General features: G+C 33.8%; 14 protein-coding genes. 4 read left to right on the forward strand and 10 right to left on the reverse strand.

All coding sequences use genetic code 11. The features are described 5' to 3' along the window. Nucleotides 1–13: 13 nt before the first annotated feature. The 4 genes from V4538_10950 to V4538_10965 are packed head-to-tail and all read right to left on the reverse strand — an operon-like array spanning nucleotide 14 to nucleotide 5815. A complete protein-coding gene (locus V4538_10950; GenBank protein MES2381550.1) occupies nucleotides 14–1483 on the reverse strand; it encodes an O-antigen ligase family protein in 1470 nt (489 codons plus the stop codon). Further along, nucleotides 1484–2818: an oligosaccharide flippase family protein gene (locus tag V4538_10955; protein ID MES2381551.1), complete on the reverse strand. Its 1335-nt coding sequence runs from the start codon at nucleotides 2816–2818 to the stop codon at nucleotides 1484–1486. 21 nt (nucleotides 2819–2839) lie between these two features. Further along, the gene (locus tag V4538_10960) at nucleotides 2840–5020 is read right to left on the reverse strand and encodes a hypothetical protein (GenBank protein ID MES2381552.1); all 2181 of its coding nucleotides are present in this window, start codon (nucleotides 5018–5020) and stop codon (nucleotides 2840–2842) included. Between the two features lie 39 nt (nucleotides 5021–5059). Beyond that, nucleotides 5060–5815, reverse strand: a complete 756-nt coding sequence (locus V4538_10965) for a TolC family protein (protein ID MES2381553.1) — start codon at nucleotides 5813–5815, stop codon at nucleotides 5060–5062. A 171-nt stretch (nucleotides 5816–5986) separates the two neighbouring features. Here V4538_10965 and V4538_10970 point away from each other — a divergent pair, with 171 nt between their 5' ends. From V4538_10970 to V4538_10980, 3 genes are all read left to right on the forward strand, one after another. Continuing rightward, a complete protein-coding gene (locus V4538_10970; GenBank protein MES2381554.1) occupies nucleotides 5987–7189 on the forward strand; it encodes a glycosyltransferase in 1203 nt (400 codons plus the stop codon). 34 nt (nucleotides 7190–7223) lie between these two features. After that, nucleotides 7224–7838 carry an acyltransferase gene (locus V4538_10975; protein MES2381555.1) on the forward strand — a complete coding sequence of 205 codons (615 nt, stop codon included), beginning with the start codon at nucleotides 7224–7226 and terminating at the stop codon, nucleotides 7836–7838. Nucleotides 7839–7928: 90 nt separating this feature from the next. Continuing rightward, nucleotides 7929–8321 carry a c-type cytochrome gene (locus V4538_10980; protein MES2381556.1) on the forward strand — a complete coding sequence of 131 codons (393 nt, stop codon included), beginning with the start codon at nucleotides 7929–7931 and terminating at the stop codon, nucleotides 8319–8321. Between the two features lie 2 nt (nucleotides 8322–8323). Here the strand turns inward: V4538_10980 and V4538_10985 are convergent, their stop codons facing one another. From V4538_10985 to V4538_11000, 4 genes are all read right to left on the reverse strand, one after another. Then, nucleotides 8324–9547, reverse strand: a complete 1224-nt coding sequence (locus tag V4538_10985; protein ID MES2381557.1) for an RsmB/NOP family class I SAM-dependent RNA methyltransferase — start codon at nucleotides 9545–9547, stop codon at nucleotides 8324–8326. Between the two features lie 9 nt (nucleotides 9548–9556). After that, nucleotides 9557–10903: a methyltransferase domain-containing protein gene (locus tag V4538_10990; protein ID MES2381558.1), complete on the reverse strand. Its 1347-nt coding sequence runs from the start codon at nucleotides 10901–10903 to the stop codon at nucleotides 9557–9559. Between the two features lie 3 nt (nucleotides 10904–10906). Next, complete coding sequence (gene hpt, locus V4538_10995; protein MES2381559.1) at nucleotides 10907–11437, reverse strand: hypoxanthine phosphoribosyltransferase; 531 nt, start codon at nucleotides 11435–11437, stop codon at nucleotides 10907–10909. A 62-nt stretch (nucleotides 11438–11499) separates the two neighbouring features. Next, nucleotides 11500–12813, reverse strand: a complete 1314-nt coding sequence (locus V4538_11000; protein ID MES2381560.1) for a glycosyl transferase family 1 — start codon at nucleotides 12811–12813, stop codon at nucleotides 11500–11502. 214 nt (nucleotides 12814–13027) lie between these two features. On the opposite strand from V4538_11000, the gene V4538_11005 reads away from it, so the two are divergent. Then, nucleotides 13028–13855, forward strand: a complete 828-nt coding sequence (locus tag V4538_11005) for a hypothetical protein (protein MES2381561.1) — start codon at nucleotides 13028–13030, stop codon at nucleotides 13853–13855. 58 nt (nucleotides 13856–13913) lie between these two features. On the opposite strand, the gene V4538_11010 is transcribed toward V4538_11005, so the two are convergent. Then, nucleotides 13914–14324 (reverse strand): OsmC family protein, encoded by a 411-nt coding sequence (locus V4538_11010; GenBank protein ID MES2381562.1) that lies wholly within the window; start codon nucleotides 14322–14324, stop codon nucleotides 13914–13916. 186 nt (nucleotides 14325–14510) lie between these two features. Next, the gene (locus V4538_11015) at nucleotides 14511–20546 is read right to left on the reverse strand and encodes a LamG-like jellyroll fold domain-containing protein (protein ID MES2381563.1); all 6036 of its coding nucleotides are present in this window, start codon (nucleotides 20544–20546) and stop codon (nucleotides 14511–14513) included. Nucleotides 20547–20864 lie beyond the last annotated feature (318 nt).

Raw genomic sequence — 20864 nt, forward strand, 5'->3', positions numbered from 1 at the left:
TATTTAAGTTATACTATTTTGCGGCAGCCTGTTTCAAGGCTAATAATTCTTCGTCTCTTACAAACTCTTCGTCCAACACGTCAGCTATACAAAGGTAGGACATACTTACATACATTAATGCACCTATGGGCGACTGACCAAATATAGGATTACCTAAACTGGCTATAATAACACCAAAGAAACCGCCATACAAAGCAATTAGTTTTACCCGTAAATCGGGACTTCGTGTTCGGTTTACATTGGCATAACCAAACACCAAAACATAGGCTAAGCTAAATACATGTAAGAACAATCCTATAATTCCATTTTGCGCCCAAATGGATATAAACCAACTGTCGGTTGGCACATTAGCTAAAAACGAATCAGGATAATATTTTTTAGCCCAAGTATCAGTAGTACCAATACCAGCTCCAAAAGGTCTGCTCTCTAAATATTTTCTTATCAATCGTTGGTTTTGCATCCTTACAACCAAGGAAGCATCATTAGGATCCAGAGCCGTTCTTAGCCTAAAAATTTGGTAGTTACCCGAACCAATAGTAGAAAATTTCAGAAAACTAAAAATGACTAAAAAAACTAATCCTCCAAGCATTAACATTCGGAATTTTTTAATTAACAACAAGTAAAAAACAAAGCCGAATAGAATAACAAATAAAGGCCCACGCGAACCTGAAATAGAAAAACCAATAAATGAGAATATAGCCAATCCTGCATATATTAATCTAGTTTTTCGTGGATAAGGCCCAAGGCTTAAAATAAGTGCTAATAAGGAAGTAAAAGCCATGGTTGTTCCATATTGCCCTGCGTCTGAATAAAAAGAAAAAGCCCTTAATCTGCCATTTAGTATATGTGTTATTTTGCCACCTCTTTCTAACCAAATATACTCGTAGTTATCAGGACCAAACCAAATTTGGCGAAGTCCCCAAAGGGTACTAAACACGGACCAAATCAATATTAAATTAATAAAATTATTAAAGTACTTTTTATTGCCTAACCACAACAAGGTAATAACTACCACTTGAATTGAGTAAACGGAAAGTCCTCTAATAGCATAAAACATGGACTCTCTATTGGTAATTTCCGGATTGGCAATTTGTATCAATGTATAAACTAACCAGATTAAACTTACATAAAATATACCATTATGCATTTTAGATAAATCTTGCCATTTTACTTTTGAAAACATTGATAAAGTAGTGAGCAATAAAATAGCATCGACTGTTAGCCCCAGCGGCACATCGGGTATGTACCTGTTGATACCAATAAAAACAAAACAATAATTTAGGTAAAGGAAAAAACCAATATACGGATTATAAAAAACAAGCACAACTGCCGCAATAGCCAATGGTGCCAATATTGCAATAGCGCCAAATGCTATTTGCCCACTTGAAATAACCATTGCAACAAGCACCGCAGCAAGCAAAACCATACCAAGCATGCTATACTGAGCTACATAAGGCGTTAATGATTTTTGTTGTGGTCTCATTTATTTTTTTGATTGTGTTATCTGATTAAATTTATTCTGCATTTCTTCATAGCCTAATACAAACAGGTTGGTGAAGCTAACATCAATTTGCTTTTTTAATAGTATCATGCCATACAACACACCTGTTGCAAAAGTTAAAGTACTAACAATGGCCACTGATTCTAAGGTTCCGAATATTTTTAAACAAACTATATCGCCTATTACATTAACTGAAAGCATGAGTATAACTTTAATAAAATTGAGTTGTGGCTTATCAATAATATCAAGCATTACACCACTCAGTTTATCAATAGGTGTTAAAGCTGTATAAACAGCAAACAGCCGTAAAATAATGGCCGCATCTTTGTATTGAACACCCGCCAATAGCACAACTATTTGCTCAGCAAACACAAAACAAAACAGCGCTGCGGGCAATAACAATAAAAACAAAAAACCTGTTTTGCGCTCAAACTCTTTGCGCAGTAAAGGAATATCGTTTTTGGCATGCAGGGCTGACAACAATGGCATATTGGTAATAGCAAAACTCCTGATAACCAATTCAAATACTTCAACCACCTTGGATGGTACGCTATAGGTTGCTACGGCTACACTATTCATAAATTTCCCGATTAAAAAAGAATCGGAATTTTTAATAAGATTAGAACCTATTAAAGTACCCATACTAAACTTACCAAAATGAAATAAACCGGTTAATGATTTATGTGTTCTGTGTACATAATAATTAAACCCTGTCCACCCTTTTATAATACAAAAAACGGTTGTTAAAACCTGCGCAATGGTATAGGCTATTAATACATAAAAAATGCGTTGCTCTGTAAATAAAAGCAGCATGGGTAAAATAAGCACTACAAATAGTATTTGATTTACGATGCGAACTATACTCATTTGCAGTATTTGCATACGTGCATTTAAATACCAAGTAGCAAAATTAAAGGGCATTGAAAATATGCCGATTAACAGGTACCACATAAAAAAATAATGATATTCGTTTAAAACATTAAATAGATAAAAGAACAAATAAATAATACCTATTACTACACTGTAAATTAAGGTAACCAAAAAAGAAAGTTGAAGGGATGAGCCCACAATTGTTTTTTCTTCTTCTGGCGATTTGGCTTGTGTATAGTTTTTTATAAATGCATTTAAAACCAAACCTGTCCTTAGGGTATCAAATATGCCATAAGTAGCTAAAAACAAAACCCAAGTACCAAACTCCTGCTTATTGGTAAACCTTGCCAGTATTGAAAATGAGAGCATCCCTAAAAGCGCGCTTACCCCATTGCCAAGCAATGAGGTAAAACTTTTACTTTTAAATACTTCTAGTAATCCTTTCATTAAAATAGGTGGTGTGTCTTACTAAGCTTTCACCAAAGCACTTTTCACATTGCCAAGTCCTCTTCTTGTTGATTCACCAACTAAGTTTTCTAAATTTTCCGGTGCTACATAATTCAACCAAACCATTATTTTGTTTTCGTTACTTGATGCTTTTCTGAATAAATTCAGGATATAGTTATCTGAACTGGTCCATGATCTTCTACTGTCAAGCAACATCAACGACAATCTTGAATTTTTGATTAACTGGTTTGGTATTGCATTTACGCTAATAGCAGGGATTTCTAAAATAATAAAGTTATAAGCTTCTCTGTTTACTCTTGAAAACTCCGGCAATAAATTTTGTTCTGAACGGGCACTAAACAATTTGCTGGTTACATCGTACCTCAATGTTCTAAACTTTCTATCTTCTGTTTCTATGTCATCTACACGTTCATCGTTGGTAATAAACAATACTGAATAGTCTAAACTGTATAGCTTCTCGGCTAATTTGTTAGCGGCATAGGTTTTACCTTCTTGCTCCCTATTACTAATAATGGTAATTAAATAATTATTGGCTGCTTCGGGGTTTGACTCTAACTCAATTTTCAAGTTGGACACTGCATAATCCAATAATGTATTTTCCATTCGGGCAGCACTTAAATTAGAACCTCCCGTAGTTGGCAGTGCACTAAATATTTGCAAGCCCGTTAACTGCTCTGCACGTATGGTATCTTTTATCGAAACATCTAACAGTTCTTTTGCCATAAAATAAGTCAATAACAAAAAGAAACCTGATAAGAACGAAATAATAATTAACAACAAACGCTTGCTTGGTAATGGTTTTGTTGGATAAGTAGGGTTATCCATTATTTGTAAATTATTGCTCATTTCAATATTTTGTTGACGTAATTTAGCCAAGTGCAATCCGTGCAGAATTTCTAAATATTGTCTTTCTGCAACATCTACTTCTCTATCCAATCTGTTTAACTGCATACCAAGTGGCGAGTATTCTGCATACTGTCTGTCAAACTCTTTTCTTCTGTCTATATGTACTTTTAACCTTGCTTCTGACTCATCAGCACCCAATGTTTCTTCCAACCATTTATTTAACATATTGGTTTGTGGTACTGACTCTATGGTATTGTTTAAGCTATAATATTGCAATACATATAATTGAATTTCTTTTTTTAATGTATTGGCTTTATTAATCATTGGTTGAATTGAAGTAGGGGTATTGCCATATATTTTAGCTCTTTCAATGGTTTCGTTTAAAGCACCTAATTCTTTTCTTTTCTTGTTTAACTCTTCATTATTTTTAAGTAAAATTTCTCTGCTCTCCAGCTTATCTTCTAAGCGGGCAATAGCACGTTTTTTACCTTCATAATTCATTAACTCTTTATAGTAGTCTGTTTCATTAGTCTCTTTTTCTTCCGCTAAAAATTTCGACTGCTCATGGTAATTGATAATTTTATTACGTACCCCAAAATCTTTCAATTTATTTTCTGAGTTGTTCAAATCGGCAGCAGCTTCTTTTAACCTTGCTTCAAACCATTTTACTACGTTAATGGTTTCTGAACCTTTTAAGTATTTGTATTTGGTAATGAATGATTCTGATAAAAATTTAATAGTCCAAACGGCTACACCCGGGTCACTTGATTTATAAGAAATATCCAGGAAATCTGATGCTTGTTTTCTTTCTGCAGTTAAATTGGCATTTAATACTTCAATACTATAAAATCCTTTGTTATCATTTATTAGCTGGGCTATTATATTATCGCCTGTTGAGTGGTATTCTTTGGTTATTTTTTCAATTGTTTCTGCTTCATTTTTTCCTACCAATGTTGTTCTGTCAGTTGGCGGTATTCTTTCCTGTAACTTTAAAAAACCTTCCTGACTTAGAATAGCCGGATCAACATCTTGCAGTAATAAGTGTTTCGCTAGTAATTTTATAGACACGTCTTCTAATGTTTGACGCGAACGTATGGTTACCAATAAATTATCAAATGCATTGTTAATAGCAAAATAATCGAAAGGTGCAGCGCCACCCTCACCTGATGAAAGGCTTGCACCTGATGCAATACCAGTGTATATGCTCGCACCAGATACGTATTCCTTGGGAGTTTTGGCCGTTAAAAAATAAACCAAAACTGCAATTAATGATGGAAACAGTATTAACCATTTAAGGTTCTTTCCTATTACACGTGTAAACTGTTGAAAGTTCATATACTTAGTGTTTAATTTTATAAATTATTTTGTTCAATTCTATTTTCTTTTCAAAGTAGCCAGCTTTACATTCACCATTACTTGCAAACGCTCGTAAAAATTGATGTAATACTTTTCTGAATCTTCTTTTGCCGCAATGGCAATAGCCAAAATATTTTTTTGACGTGCGTATTCAGAAATATGTATGGTGCCTTCTTTAAATTCTTTTTCGGCTACTGCACAAGCTATTTGTTGTACAAACAAATCTTCATTACGTGCCTTAAATATTTTCTGCCAACCAATCATATTGGTATACATATCCACAACTCCTTGCTTATATATTAAAGCTTCCACATCCTTTTTATGCTTAGCAACCATCAATTGTGCTTTGGCTTGGTTCACTCTTCCCTTGTATCCTAAATAATCAAAAGCTGATAAGCGAATATCAATACCTGTTCTGTATCCATCATAAATAGTAGTAAATGGTGCCGCAGGACCTGACTGTAACTGACCTACGAAATAGGGTAAATCACCTTGTGAATAGTTAAAAAATACGCCTATTCCTTGTGTCCATATTTTTTTCACGTAGTGTATATTCCACCTGTAAGCGTCCGCCTGCGCTGCTTCTAGGCGTTGCAACGGATTATTTCTCAAGCCAATTTCTATCAATGAATCCAGTGGAGGAAGTATTTCCTCAATATCTATCATAGGATCGATCACACTATCCCTGGTTGCTTGTGCACTAACATTTAACTGCGTTGCAAAAAGTAATAAGGCTACAATTAATTTATACAAACTTTTCATCAGTTTACTCATTGGTTATTTTGCCGAACATTTATTGCATCAAAGTAAATTGAATAGCAGATAATATAGTTTTACAGTTATTTACACTGAATGTATTAGTGTCTATTTTTTTAAAAACGGCTATTTAATAATTGATTTTACAGAACATATTGATAAACTTGTAGAAAGTTCAATTGTAGAATTATGCTAGTAAAAGATAGGGATATTATAGTGGTTGGCCTCCAACCATGGGATAATGAGATAGGTAGTAATTGTAAAAACATTGCAATGGAATTTGCTAAGCATAACAGGGTATTATATGTTAATTATCCACTAGACAGAATCAGTATTAAGAGAGAAATGAATAATCCATTAATCGCAAAACGGATTGATATAATACAAAATGACAAAGAAAATTTATTCCAGATAAACGACCATTTATTTCAACTTTTTCCTAAATGCATTTTAGAAAGTGCTAACTTTATTCCATTCACTTTTTTATTTAAATGGATTAATAAAATTAACAACAATCGTTTTGCTGATCAGATAAAAATAGCCATTGATAAATTGGGTTTTAAAAACTATATTTTATTTAACGATAGTGATATGTTCAGGAGTTATTATTTACCTGAATTATTAAAGCCTGATTTAAGCGTATATTATACACGCGATAACTTAATGAGTGTTCCTTACTGGTATAAACATGGCCACATATTGGAGCCAGAGATAATGGCTAAAAGCACTGTAGTTACTGCCAATTCAACGTACTTAGCTGATGTAGCAAGAGCACATAACAAACAAAGTTTTTATGTTGGGCAGGGATGTGAAACGGAAGCTTTTGATTTAACAAAAATACACCATGTGCCCAATGATATTGAAAATATTAAAGGGCCTATTATTGGTTATATTGGTGCTTTGTATCAATTACGTTTAGACCTTGAATTAATTGAACATATAGCTAAAACAAAACCTGCTTGGAGTATAGTACTTATTGGCCCTGAAGACGATGCTTTTAAACAATCGCCTTTACACCAATTAAGCAACGTACATTTTTTAGGTTTAAAAGATAGTCAGGAGTTACCAGCTTACTTAGCTAAATTTGATGTAGCCATTAACCCGCAAATATTAAATGAAGTAACCATTGGTAATTATCCCAGAAAAATAGATGAGTACCTGGCTATGGGTAAACCCACTGTTGCTACTGAAACCAAAGCTATGGAAATTTTTAAAGACCATACTTACTTAGGCAAAACCAAAGAAGACTATATAGTGCTTATTGAAAAAGCGCTACAAGAAAATAACCAACAAAAACAAGAAGATAGAATTAAATTTGCCCGTTCACATACTTGGGAAAACAGTGTTGCCGAAATATACAAAGCTATTTTAGCCGTTGATAAAAGTAAGTAACACTACATAAAATTTAAACCACACCATAATACCTATGTCAATAGTAAGTACTATTAAAAGCAATCCTAATTTGAAAAAATTTGTTCATTGGATGCTTATACCACGTCATCAAGCCAGACCTCGTACATGGGTAAAATGGTTTGTAAATCCATTTATTCATAAAAAAGGAAAAGGTGCTTCTATTAAGTATAGAACGCGTATTGATGTATTGCCTTTTAATAAATTTGAATTGGGTAACAACTCTACTATCGAAGATTTTTGTACCGTTAATAATGGCGTAGGTGATGTTATAATTGGTTCAGGAGTTAGAATAGGTATGAGCAATGTGGTAATAGGACCCGTGCAAATTGGCAACAATGTTATTTTTGCTCAAAATATTGTTATAAGTGGATTGAATCATGGTTATGAAGACATTAATACACCCATTTGCAAACAACCAACAAGCACCGCTAAAATTATAGTAGAAGACGATAGTTGGATTGGAGCCAATGCTGTTATTACTGCGGGCGTTACTATTGGAAAACACTGTGTAGTTGCGGCAGGGGCTGTAGTTACAAAAAGTATTCCTCCTTACTCTATTGCTGTTGGAAATCCGGCAAGGGTTATTAAACAATATAACTTTGAAACCAAAGAATGGGCCAGGGTGTAAACCATACTTTTATCAAATCTAAACTTGAATTAACTCATTTGTTAAGTACTTTATTTTAAATAATTTTGATGGGTAAAACAGAGTTAGACCATGAAAAAGTTAATCATTAGTACCTTATCGTTAAGTATTATTTTATCAATATTGGCTTGCTCTTCGGGCAATGAACAAAACAATACGGAAACTACTACTGAACAAACCAGTACAGCACCTAGCAGTGAAGCAGTGGTTGTACCTGACGACATTAATGACTTATTGAGTAAAAACACTTGTTTAAGCTGCCATGATGCCAACGATAGAATTGTTGGCCCTGCTTACAAAGAAATTGCTCAACGTAATTATACCGATGAGCAAATTGTGGAGTTAATATACAAGCCTAATCCAAGCAACTGGCCTGATTACCCAACTCCCATGATAGGGCTACCCAATGTACCGAAAGAAGAAGCCCTTAAAATTGCAGCATGGATTAACAGCCTGAAAAAGTAATTTTATTTTTGCTTCTCTAATAAAGCCATATAAAAACCATCAAATCCTGTGGCTGATGGCAATACAATTTTTTCGTCAACCAATATAAAATTAGGATGGTTGCTTAAAAAGTGTTGTACTTGGCTGGCATTTTCACTTGGCATAATACTACAAGTAACATAAGCCATTTTACCTCCTACTTTTAGCATAGTTTGGTACTGCTCCAAAATTTGTGCTTGAGTAGCTTTTATGTTTTCAATAAATGCAGGTTGTAATTTCCACTTAGCATCGGGGTTGCGTTTAATAACACCTAAGCCGCTGCAAGGAGCATCTATCAATAACCTATCCGCATAGTTAGCTAATTCTTTAATTACATTTTCGCCTTCAATTAATCGCGTTTCCACATTGTTTACATTGGCTCTGCGTGCACGTTTTTTGAGTTCGGTTAGTTTATAGTCCTCCACATCCATGCTTACTATTTTGCCTTTGTTTTGCATTAGCGAAGCTATGTGTAATGTTTTTCCACCTGCACCGGCACAAGCATCTATTACTTTCATACCGGGCTCTAATTGCATAAATGCCGCTACCAATTGGCTTGATGCATCTTGTACTTCAAAATGTCCGTTTTGAAATAGTTCAGACTTAAACAAATTAGTTTTATTGATTATTTTTAAAGCATCATCATAACCATCTATAGACACGGCTTCTACTTTTAAAGCAGCTAAATCTTTTATCAGTTTACCTTTGTTAGTAGCTAAAGTATTGGTACGAATAACAAATGGTGCTACTTCGTTCAAAGCATTCATCTCTTGCTCCCAACCATCACCTAATTCTTTTTCGCCCATTTCATCTAACCAATCTGGAATAGAGCATTTAATTTTTCTTATTTTCAATGCTTCATACTTACGTTGCATGACCAATTTATAATTGATACCATCAAACTCCGGCCAGTTTGGCAACTCAACATTCTTTAACATAAAATGAATAGCTAAAACAGCAAAAAACTGGTTTTGCTTTAAAGGCTTCATAGCCTCGTAACCTGTTAAACAATATTGGTATAATCTAATCCATCTAACAATATCATACGTGTTTTCTGCTATAAACGCTCTATCGCGTGAGCCCCATGTATGGTTGTTACGCAGACTGCGCTCTATTACTCTGTCGGCATATTTGTTTTGGTTAAATATAACGTTCAAATTATTTACCACTTCGTTTACAAGAGGTCTGTGTAGTTTATTGCTTTGCATGTTGTTGTTTTATAATGTTTTTAAAATACGCAATTCGTTAGGTAAATAGTTGTTTACCCTATTGGCTAAAATTTTTATCCAACCTAAGTTAAGCGTATTATAGGTTACTAAGTGCCATCCTAATTGGTCACTCGGTACTGTTATATTTTGTTTTTGTAAAAACTGTTGCGCTTGTGTTAAACTAAGCTCCACACTTGGTACATTTTTATTAATTAAAATACTTTGCGATAAATGATGATCAGGCACTAGGCTTCCGTTTTTAGCCAGTGTACCAACTGTAATGCCTCTTTTTTTCAAGTTCAAAACGTGGTTCAGATAACTTATTTCCGCAGCAAATTTTTTCTGTATAGCTATTATTTCATCTTGCTCTATACTTAAATCAAAATCTTCTAAATGATTCAGGTATAAAGCCATTTCTTCTGAATTTATTTTTTTATCCTGTTTATGGGTATAAGGAAAACGGTGTTCTTTGGCAGAGTCAACAGGTTTTTGCAATACGGCTAAAAACATTCCTTCACCTTTTATTTTATGAGGCCAAAAACGATAGGTATGTTCCATAAATCCTTCAATAGGCCAAGTCGAATCTACTTGAACAGGTACACTTTTTAAGTGTAACGTTGATTGCATCCAAAGCACATTGTCTTCATTTTCCTGCTTATTAAAAGTACAGGTTGAATACACTAAAAATCCACCCGGTTTCAAGGCATCGTATATATTGCTAATAATTTTTCGCTGACGTGCTTGGCAAATATTCACATTGTTCAGTGTCCACTCTTCAATAGCTGTTTTATTTTTCTTGAACATTCCTTCGTTACTGCATGGCGCATCTACAGCTATGATGTCAAAGTATTGGTATGTTTTAGCAAAATCAGCTGGATCGTTATGGGCCACTAATACATTGGGTAACCCCCAACGCACTATATTCTCTTCTAAAACTTTAACCCTGCTTTTTATTATTTCATTAGCCACCAATAAAGAGTTTTCATCTAACAGGCTTGCTATTAAAGTAGATTTTGCACCAGGAGCAGCACATAAATCAAGTACGCGCTGATTGGTTTTGTTTGCCAATAATTGTTTCATTACATGGCATAAAAACTGGCTACTGCTTTCTTGCACATAATAGGCTCCTGCATGAAAAAGTGGATCAGCAATAAAGGAAGGTTTATCGGTTAATAATTTACCTTGCGGGCTCCATGCAACAGACTCTTCATGTGTAAAAGCATCGCTAACTTTATGTGTATTTAAACGTACTGAGGCTTGTACTTCGTTAAAAAAACCAGTATGAAAGGCATCGTAGTCGTTGCCAAGCAATTGTTGCATATTGCTAATAAAAGCTTCTGGTAAACTTACACTCACTTGTTATTTTAGTATATAAAGTTGATTCAAATTACGACCATATCCATCATAATCTAAACCATAACCAACCACAAATTTATTCTCTATTTCAAAGCCAACATAATCCGGCTCTAAAGGTATTTTAAGTGCCGTTGGTTTAAGCAATAAACTAAGTACTTTTACACTGGCAGGCTCTTTAAGTTTTATTTCGTCTATTATATTTTTAATGGTATAACCACTGTCAATTATATCTTCAATCAAAACAACATGTCTTCCTTTAATATCGTCCTGCAAGCCTATTAAACTTTTAACTATACCGGTACTTTCCATACCCTGATAGCTTGTTAACTTAACAAAAGTAACCTGGCAGGGCGAAAGAAACGCCTTCATTAAGTCTGAAGTAAACATAAATGAGCCATTTAAAACCGAAACAAACAACGGATTTTTATCATGGTAATCCACCGTAAGTTTATTGGCAAGCTCTACTATTCTTGCCTGAATTAAATGCTCGCTGATAAAAGGTTCAAAATTTAAATCCCTAACTTTTATGTCCATTATTACTTAAATACTTATTGAACTGCAATAATACTCGTCATTATTGGCAATTAAAAGTAGTTTTATTGGCTTATTTCATCCAACAAAGCAGTGAATTTTTGGGTTAGTTTTTCGTAGCTGAATTGTTCAATATTAACCGGGTTTGTACTGGGTATATTTTGCTCCCAATCACTATACCATTGCTTAATAATGGTTTTCATTTTACCTACATCTGTATAATTGCAGGTAACACCTGTTTGTGTTTCAGCTACTATATTGGCTACATCGCCATCTTCCGGACCTATTACTAAAATAGGCTTTAATGAGCGAACACACTCAAATAATTTTGCAGGAATACGCCCTTTGTTGTTATATGGAATTCCCTCATCAGGCACATTGATTAATACCAATTGTACGCTGCTGCTTACATAATACTTAAACAAATCGTTTTTTGGAATTTGCTCTTGATAATTCAGGTTGTTTTGTAATCCATACCTACGGATTGCTTCCAATACATCATGAGCCACGTAGCCAGCAATATGCAATTTAAGTTTAGCTGCAAAACCTTTTATTTCATTACTCAATTCACTCAAAGCCTGCCATAACATATTTGGGTTTCTATCCACGCCAAAAGTTCCAAAATGGCTTATGGTAAAATACGGATTATGTTGTGTGGGTATATTTGCAAAATCATCATTATCATACCCAAACGGAATATAATCGACAGTACGATTGCTTAATTTTTCTAAATCCTTACACCAGTTTTTACTTACCATTACTAGTTTATCGGCCTTGGTAATTACTTCCTTCTCCAAACGTAAATGCTTTTGTTCTGCCATTTTAGTCATCGGAAACTTAGTAAAATAATCTATTTCGCTCCAAGGGTCTTGCCAGTCGCTAATCCAGGGAATATCAAACGCCTTTTGCAGCTCCATGGCAATTATATGCATAGAGTGTGGCGGACCATAGGAAATAATAGCATCAACAGGGTTTTGCTTAATATACTCTTTTAAATATTGAATAGATGGTTTTATCCAGAAAGCACGTGCATCTGGAATAAAGAAATTAGCCCTTAACCAAATACCTAATTTATGTGATAAGGAATGACTTGAATCTTTATTTAAAAAAACATCCTTTACCTTTTCGGTTTTGGCTTTCCCTTTTAGTTTATTAAAAAAGCTGTATGGTTCAAATATAGGTCTGCGTATGATGGCTACATTTTCCGGAAAATCCTTTTCTGTACTTGCATCTACAATGGGGTAACTGGCATTTAAGGGTGCATATACAACAGGCTCCCATCCAAACTGACGACAATATTTTATAAATTTCATATTGCGCACAATGCCAATTCCACCCGCGGGTGGCCAATAATAGGCTATATATAGTACTTTTTTCATTGTAGCAAAAGCGTAAAACAGTTGAATTGCCTTACTCTTACCCATTTTATAATTAAAACTAAGCGTGGCAAATTAAGCTTGCCGGCACAAATAAAAAATAACAAAACACTTATTTAATAACTTTTACTCAGCTACAAAGCTGCTATAAATTAGTCCTTTTATAATTAGAATACTTTTACATTCGCACCCCAAAATCATAAATTAATTATAAGCCATGGCCAGATTATTATTTTTTGTTGCTTCTGTTTTTATCCTAACACTAAACAGTATAGCACAAAAAAATACCATTTTTAATAGCAAGGGAATGTTTTACATAAGCTGGGGCTACAACAGAGAAGCTTATTCAAACAGCGATATTCATTTTAAAAATACAGAAACCGATAATTACGATTTTGTTTTGGTAAATGCTCCCGCACACGACAAAGCCGGTTTTAATGATGGTCTTAATGATTTTTTAAATAACGATTTAACTATTCCTCAATACAACCTACACATTGGTTATATGTTTCATGATAACCATGATTTGGGTATTGAGCTAAGCTGGGACCATCTTAAATATGTAGTAAACGACAATGCTACTATGCATATTAAAGGACAGATAAGAGGCAACCAAATAGACAAAGACACTTTTGTTACACCTGATTTTATCCATTTACAACACACCAACGGAAACAACTATTTAATGCTTAACTTGGTTAAAAGACGTATTCTTTATACCAGTAAAAATATAAGCCTTGATTTATCGGGTAAGGTAGGTGCAGGGCCTTTGGTATCCTATTCTATTTCTACCATTTTAGGTAATCACAATTCAGGCAGATTCAGAATACATGGCTATGTAATAGGAACCAGTCTTTGCTCTCGTTTAAGTTTATATAAATACGTGTTTATTCAACCTTCGTTTCAGTTTGCATTTGCCGACTATTTAAGTACCGAATTGGGCGCTGACGCTGTTGGCAGGGCAACACATTATTTTACATCATATACCTTTATGGTGGAGGCTGGGTTTAACTTTCCTGTTAACTGGGGTAAAAAAATAAAATAAAAAAAGCACTTCATTTCTATGGAAGAAAGAAGTGCTTTTGATAAGGTAAAATTAGTTACTAGTTAAGTGTGTACTCTACACTAATGGTTGTATTTAACAACTTACTAATCGGGCAATTTTTCTCTGCATCAGCAACCAGTTCAGCAAACTGTTCAGCGCTTATTCCATCAACTACAGCTTTTAAAGTTAAATGCGATTCTTTAATCGTTCCATCCTCAAAAGTAATAGCACAATTGGTTTCTAAACTGGTTGGTACAAATGAAGCTCCGCTTAAATTAAAGCTTAACTTCATAGTAAAACAACCTGCATGAGCCGCTGCTATTAACTCTTCCGGATTGGTACCAATTCCATCTGCAAAACGTGTATTGAATGAATATTGCGTTTTATTTAAAACATTACTTTGGGTAGTTAAATGTCCTTGACCTTCTTTTCCCGTTCCTTGCCAAAAGGCTGTTGCTGTTCTTTTCATGTTATATTGTTTATGTTTATATGTCGTCCTTCAAATATAAAAATATAGTGAGCAATTAAACTATGTAATTATTGCCTTTTTATTAAATAAAACCAAACAGCTAATAAATACAAACAGCCGACAATATTGAAATTGCCGGCTGTTCTCATTATAAATTACTTTACTGCTTTTGATTAATTAATCATATTACTTAACTATAATCAATTTTTGGATAGTCGTTTTCCCATTATTGGTTACTTGAATCATATATAAACCATCTTTCCAGGTTATAGTGTTTAGTTCGGTATTTGAATTTGTTGTTTGTTCATTATAAACAGTTCGTCCAGTTAAATCAGTGATACTCACTAAAGCCCCTTTCCCTAAACCACTAATAAATAAAACATTACTTGCTGGGTTAGGATAAACAATAAACTTCAAAACATACATATCATTCACACTAACTTGTGGTTCGTTTATAATAAAACTAGTTGAATCCTTACAGCCGTTATTATCAGTTACCACCAATTTATACGTTTCAGGGCATACATTGGTAAAGGTATAAGCTGAATCGGTTATGTTCAGGTTTGTTCCTATAGTATTTGAACTCCAAGTTAATTTTAAAGCAATTGGCAATGCACCATTAGCTATATTTACCCTAACTTGTTTACAACGACTGGTGTCGGTTGGATTAAGTACACTATGAGTTAACTGTAAATTGCAATTAATAATTGTTACACTGGTACAAGAAGAGGTATCAATACAACCATTTTGAGTAATTATTACTTTGTAACTGCCTGAAACCGTTGGCGTATAACTTTGCATATTAGCATTGGCTATTGGCAAACTGGTAGTACAATTTATCCATTGGTATATGGCATTTGTAGCAGATGCAGTTAAGGTATTTACATTCTTGGCTACTGTTTTGTTTACCGTAGTTATGTTTAAGTTATAAACCACAATACTGTCGCAACCTGCCATATTGGTTAAAGTATCACGATATGTGCCACTTTGTGTAATAGTTACTCCTTTTATTACATAACTTTTGCAAGCAGATATATTTTGAATAGAGCCATTTTTTTGAATGGTTAAATCAAGAACCAAAATACTATCGCAACCAGTAGCACTTGCAGCAAACAAGGTATCACGGTAAATGCCGGTGCTGGTGTAAGTTTTTCCATTTAAAACAAAATTGTTACAAGCTGATTGAACAATATTATTAATAGCAGGTGTGCCATTATTAATGGTTAAGTTTAAAGTTATAATACTATCGCAGCCAGCAGTATTAATTAGTGTGTCTTTATATTGACCAGTTTGTGTATAGGTTTTGTTATAAATTACTAAACTGCCACAACCAACCCTATTAATAATAGCCGAACTTGCATTGGCTAGTGTTAAATTTAGTTTTATAATACTATCGCAACCATTTACGCTAGTAGTTGTTCTATAGTAGGTTCCTGCAGTAGTTAATTGTTGGCTTCCAAACACATAAATTTTACCAGCACATATTTTAGTATTTAGGATAACGGTATCTAAATTTATTTTTAGAACAGGCGAAACTGCGGGGCAATTAGCAGAACCTGTATTACTATAATGTGCCACATAATTTCCACATAAAGTAGTTAAGAAATTAATATTACCAGTTGTATTACTAGAATCTATAATAATTCCATTTCTAAATAATTTGTATCTAGTAAAACTTGTTGTGGCAGTAATTCTATTGGTAATTTTGCTATAAGCTAAACCTTGTCCAACACCAGCAGCAGGGGCAACAGTTACTTTGGCTGTATATTGTTCAAAGCCGCAACTGTTATTAACTGTAAACTCAAATAAAGTATCGTTTAAGTTGGTATTATTTAGTAGTAAAAATGAATCGGTAGATAAAGTTACTCCATTTTTTTTGTATTGATATGTACTTCCTGCATTTCCACTAAAGTGATAAGTAATAAGTGTGCTACTACCTTCGCATACTTGTATAAGAGAAGGTATAGCAATTAATGAAGGCATATTGTATAATTTAGAAATTTCATCGGCTGATAAAATTTTGTTATAAATTTTAATATCATCGTAGTTTCCAATGCCTGGTTCGTTTCCATCGTTTCTATTGCCAATTAGTGCAATGGTATTTAATGGCAATCCTGTTATACTACTTACTAAATTTCCGTTAATATAAAATTTTGCATCGCCATTACTCGCTACATGGTAAACTATATGATACCAAACACCTGTGTTAAGCGTAAAACCTGTTGGAACACCAACTGTAGTAGTACTATTACCTAAAAACACGGCTCCGGTTGATGACGTATAAACCATTTTAGCAATATTGCCATTGGCTTGTGTATTACCAATTATAGTTCTTGCACCAGTATAACTATTTGTGGTTCGCTGATACCATAATGATACTGTTAAATTGCTGTTAGGTAAACTAGCTATTTGCATACTTTGTGCTACCGCATTAATAGCACGACCTGTGGCTGCAATATTGCTTCGACCTACAACTGATGCTGCTGTGGCAGATATTGTTATACCCGCTAATGAGTTTACTAAATTGGTGTTTTCAGTATTGTTTAATGTAAAATGATGGGTTAAATTACTACTTAAATTTACCCCAGCTTTAAAAGTTAAATTCAATTGCACATTTACAATACATCCGTTTAAATTGGCTATGGTGTCGTAATAGGTTCCCGCGTTTGTGTAGGTTTTATTATTGTAAGTATAACTACCACAAAACGAATCGGTTTTAATAATATTAGAAGGTTGAATATTTAAACGAGTATTAAACTCCTCAAAACCACATTTTGAATAAACTTTAAAAGTAATCAAAGTATCAGTTGCAGCTAAATTATTAGCTAAATAAGAGGTATCGTTACTTACGCTTACATTATTTTTTAAAAACTGATAAGAAGAGTTGTTTGAACCGCTTACTTTATAAGCAAAATTGGCTGAATTGTTTTGACAAAAATTAGTCAAAAACGGACGACTGATAATGCTTGGTCTATCATAAATTTTAGCAATATCAGCATCAGAAAGAACAGTATTATAAACCTTAATATCATCGTAACTACCCACCCCTGGTGTATTTGAACTTCCAACGCCACGCCCAATTCTAACTATACCCGTTAAACTCATATTGTTATTGGTTAGTTTATGTTCGCCATTTACATATATTTTGGCAACCCCTAAACTGTCTAATGAAAAAGTTAAATGATACCAATTATTAGTTTGGAATTGAAAATTGGTACTTGCACTTGTTCCAAAATTGTTATTTGATAATAAATTTCCATTGGCATCGGCATACAAGTAATAACCTGCATTAGTTCCTAACGAATTGGTTAGCAACCCCCTTGTATTAGTTGAACTTGACGATGTAAATTGATACCAAAATGATATGGTAATATTATCGGCTGGAATGTTTACAACTGGTGTCATTTGTTGGCTAGGTGCTGTAGGTATAAATTGGGCTGAATTTTGATTCCCAAATCTATCGTTGGTAAATAATATTCCAGATGTTTTATTCAATACAAAATTTCCAGTTAAATCTTTGGCTGAATCTTGTGCATTTAAGGTCCAATATCTAATTAAATTATTGCTTAAATTGGTAAGTTGGTTAATACTTACTGTTAGGTTTAAATACACAATACTATCACATCCAAATTGATTAACTAAAGTATCAATATAATTGCCAGAAACAATATATGTTTTATTGCCAACTTTAATTCCACAATCAGTACTAACTATATTTACACTATCGGCACTATTAATTTTAAAAATTTTAGAAATAGTTTCTTCAAAACATTGGCTATTTATGGTTATAGAAATAGCTGTATCAGTCAATGCAGCTGTTTTAACAAATGTTGGTAAACTGCTTCCTACAGTGGTTCCATTCAACTTCCATGCGTAAGTTGCATTGCTATTACTTGATAAGGCTTGAAATGAAATGGTTTTATTTTTACAACCTGATGCCAATAAATCTACAGATTTAATGCTTCCAAAGTCGTACAGCGATTTAACTTGAGCTTCGGTAATAATGGTGTTGTAAATTTTTATATCATCAAATTTACCAGTAGCTCCTTGTATTTCAGTGCCAGGACGGTTGTTTCCAATTCTATCAAAATTAGAAGCGGATAGATTATTGCCACTGTATGCCAAAACACCATTTACATAAAAAGTAAAATTGGCTCCATTACGCGTTAATACAATATGATGCCAAGTATTTTGGGCTATGGGAACACCACTTCCTATTGGTACCCCCGTATTAGACCATGGAAACAAAGTAGCCGAAGCATTATCAGTTAACAAGATTGGATGTGAAGCTGGTAAAGCTGTTCCATTACTACCTAAAATTACATTATTACTCCCGCCATTACTTTGGTAATAATACCATAATGAAATAGAAGTGGCTCCAGTTGGTAAATTTGCTGTTGGTTGTAATTGAATAAAACCAGTATTATTTGAAATGCGATAAGCCCCATTAACGGTTCCGTGCATTGCAGTATCTTTAACGGTGTTTACTAAAGTTAAACCAAAGTTGTTTTTAATATCTTTATTGTTATCATTTGCATTTGCAAGCCAATACCTAACTAAGTTATTATCTAAATTGGTAGTTCCATAGTTAATACTTAATGAGCGAGAAAAACCAACTCCACAAGCAGTAATGGCATTTACGGTAATATTTCCGCTATTGGTGCTAGGAGTAACTATAATGGTGCGTGTGTTAGATATACCTGACCAGCCTGAAGGCAATGACCAAACATACGAAGTAGCTCCAAAAACAGAATCTACACTATAAACTCTTTGGCTATTTGTGCATAATTTCACTAATCCGCTTATAGGTTTTAACTCGCCACAAGCACCAATTTTAGCCATATAACCATGCCCAAATGTAGGATTGCTTCCTGTAATGTAAGCATAGTTTCCATTTGCAGTAACCGAAACACTGTAGCCATCATCCTCTAAAATAGTACCGAGCGATTTAGACCAAACAAAAGTTCCCAATGTATTTAATTTACTTACAAAAATATCTTTCCAACTTCCGCTATTTAATGCCGATGCTGAAACGCCAACAGGAAATTCAGCATTGCCAATAAATGAACCTACTGTATATACATTTCCTAATGTGTCTAAGTCAATTGCTCCTAAAAGATCAAGTCCACTTCCTCCCAATTGTTTTATCCATATTGCACTTGCTTGGTTGGTATCTAGCTTACTTATAAATGCATCGCCACCAACAGAAACAAAAGTTTGTGCAGTTCCATTTGGGTTTAAATTAGCAGTCCCATTAAAATTGCCACCAGCATAAATTACACCTTTTCCATTAAGTTTAATTGCATTTATAATATCACCATTATTGCCGCCAACTCGTTTGGCCCAAATGGTATTTCCATTAGTTACAATTTTTGAAATAAAAGCATCGGCAGCTCCTACTGATGTAAGGAAAATACTGTTATTAAAACCAGCATTGGTTCCATTGAAATAACCAGCTGCATACACATTTTGGTTACTATCTATATCAATAGTTAATACAGCATCATTAAAGGAACTTCCACCATACGATTTTACCCATTGTAGTACAAAATTGCTATTGTATTTAACGATAAAACCATCTTCACTACCGGCAGCTAATAAATTATTGGTGCCACCAAGTAAGTTAAAATTAACATTGGTAGTATTACCCGGACTTGAGTAATATCCAGCTAAATATATATTTCCTGCGGCATCCGATTTGATACACTTTCCATCATCGTTTCCACCCATGCCAATTCTAAAAGCACCATTCGAATAGAATAAACCATCAGTTCCTAATCGCACTATGAAAATATCAAACGAATTAGATACTGAAGTTAAAGGTGCTGTAAAATTAGGGGCATATACATTCATGGTTCCTTGAAAAAACCCAGTAAGAAATACATAACCATTTGCTACCGATAAATGATTAACCGATTCGGCCATGGATCCTCCCAAACGTACTGCCCATAAAATTTGCCCAAATGAATTGTATTTGGCCACAAAAGCATCGTAACTTCCTGCTGCAGTTAGTAAGTATGCACCCGTTCCGTGGTCTAAATCTACTGTTCCATAAAAATGGCCTGCCACATACAAGTTTCCTGCTTCATCGTAATACGATGTTTTAATTTGTTCAACTCCCCCATTATCGCCAATAGAATACTCCCAATTGGTAATGGGTGTTTGTGCTTGCAATCCATAAATGGTGCAAAAGCAATAAAATAATAATAGTATTTTTTTCATTATTTGATGTAATTTAATGGCTCAAAAATGATTGAAGTACTTATTTATAAACTTGCCAGTTTATAAACCCAGATGTTTTTAAAATGAAAAAGGCAATTGAGTTGATGTAGTATAATTAGTGTAAAGAATCTTTTTCCAAAAAAATCGAACCTGTGACACTACCAAAACCAGTTAAATATTTTGATACAAATAATTATTTCTTAAATAAATGATTCCAAAATAATCTAAACCACTATAATGTATCTTTATTAACTACATTGGCAATTTGATAGGTGTTTTTTATGGTTTGGTAAACCAAATAATAAGTAACATTGGTTT

The sequence above is a fragment of the Bacteroidota bacterium genome (genome assembly GCA_040388375.1).
Classification (GTDB): domain Bacteria; phylum Bacteroidota; class Bacteroidia; order UKL13-3; family UKL13-3; genus JAAFJM01.

What these genes read in the sequence shown, in the direction of transcription:
- V4538_10955 (MES2381551.1), bottom strand. Translation starts at nt 2,818, where the DNA reads ATGAAAGGATTACTAGAAGTATTTAAAAGTAAAAGTTTTACCTCATTG.
- hpt (MES2381559.1), bottom strand. Translation starts at nt 11,437, where the DNA reads ATGGACATAAAAGTTAGGGATTTAAATTTTGAACCTTTTATCAGCGAG.
- V4538_10980 (MES2381556.1), top strand. Translation starts at nt 7,929, where the DNA reads ATGAAAAAGTTAATCATTAGTACCTTATCGTTAAGTATTATTTTATCA.
- V4538_10970 (MES2381554.1), top strand. Translation starts at nt 5,987, where the DNA reads ATGCTAGTAAAAGATAGGGATATTATAGTGGTTGGCCTCCAACCATGG.
- V4538_11000 (MES2381560.1), bottom strand. Translation starts at nt 12,813, where the DNA reads ATGAAAAAAGTACTATATATAGCCTATTATTGGCCACCCGCGGGTGGA.
- V4538_10950 (MES2381550.1), bottom strand. Translation starts at nt 1,483, where the DNA reads ATGAGACCACAACAAAAATCATTAACGCCTTATGTAGCTCAGTATAGC.
- V4538_10960 (MES2381552.1), bottom strand. Translation starts at nt 5,020, where the DNA reads ATGAACTTTCAACAGTTTACACGTGTAATAGGAAAGAACCTTAAATGG.
- V4538_11005 (MES2381561.1), top strand. Translation starts at nt 13,028, where the DNA reads ATGGCCAGATTATTATTTTTTGTTGCTTCTGTTTTTATCCTAACACTA.
- V4538_11010 (MES2381562.1), bottom strand. Translation starts at nt 14,324, where the DNA reads ATGAAAAGAACAGCAACAGCCTTTTGGCAAGGAACGGGAAAAGAAGGT.
- V4538_10965 (MES2381553.1), bottom strand. Translation starts at nt 5,815, where the DNA reads ATGAGTAAACTGATGAAAAGTTTGTATAAATTAATTGTAGCCTTATTA.
- V4538_10985 (MES2381557.1), bottom strand. Translation starts at nt 9,547, where the DNA reads ATGCAAAGCAATAAACTACACAGACCTCTTGTAAACGAAGTGGTAAAT.
- V4538_11015 (MES2381563.1), bottom strand. Translation starts at nt 20,546, where the DNA reads ATGAAAAAAATACTATTATTATTTTATTGCTTTTGCACCATTTATGGA.
- V4538_10975 (MES2381555.1), top strand. Translation starts at nt 7,224, where the DNA reads ATGTCAATAGTAAGTACTATTAAAAGCAATCCTAATTTGAAAAAATTT.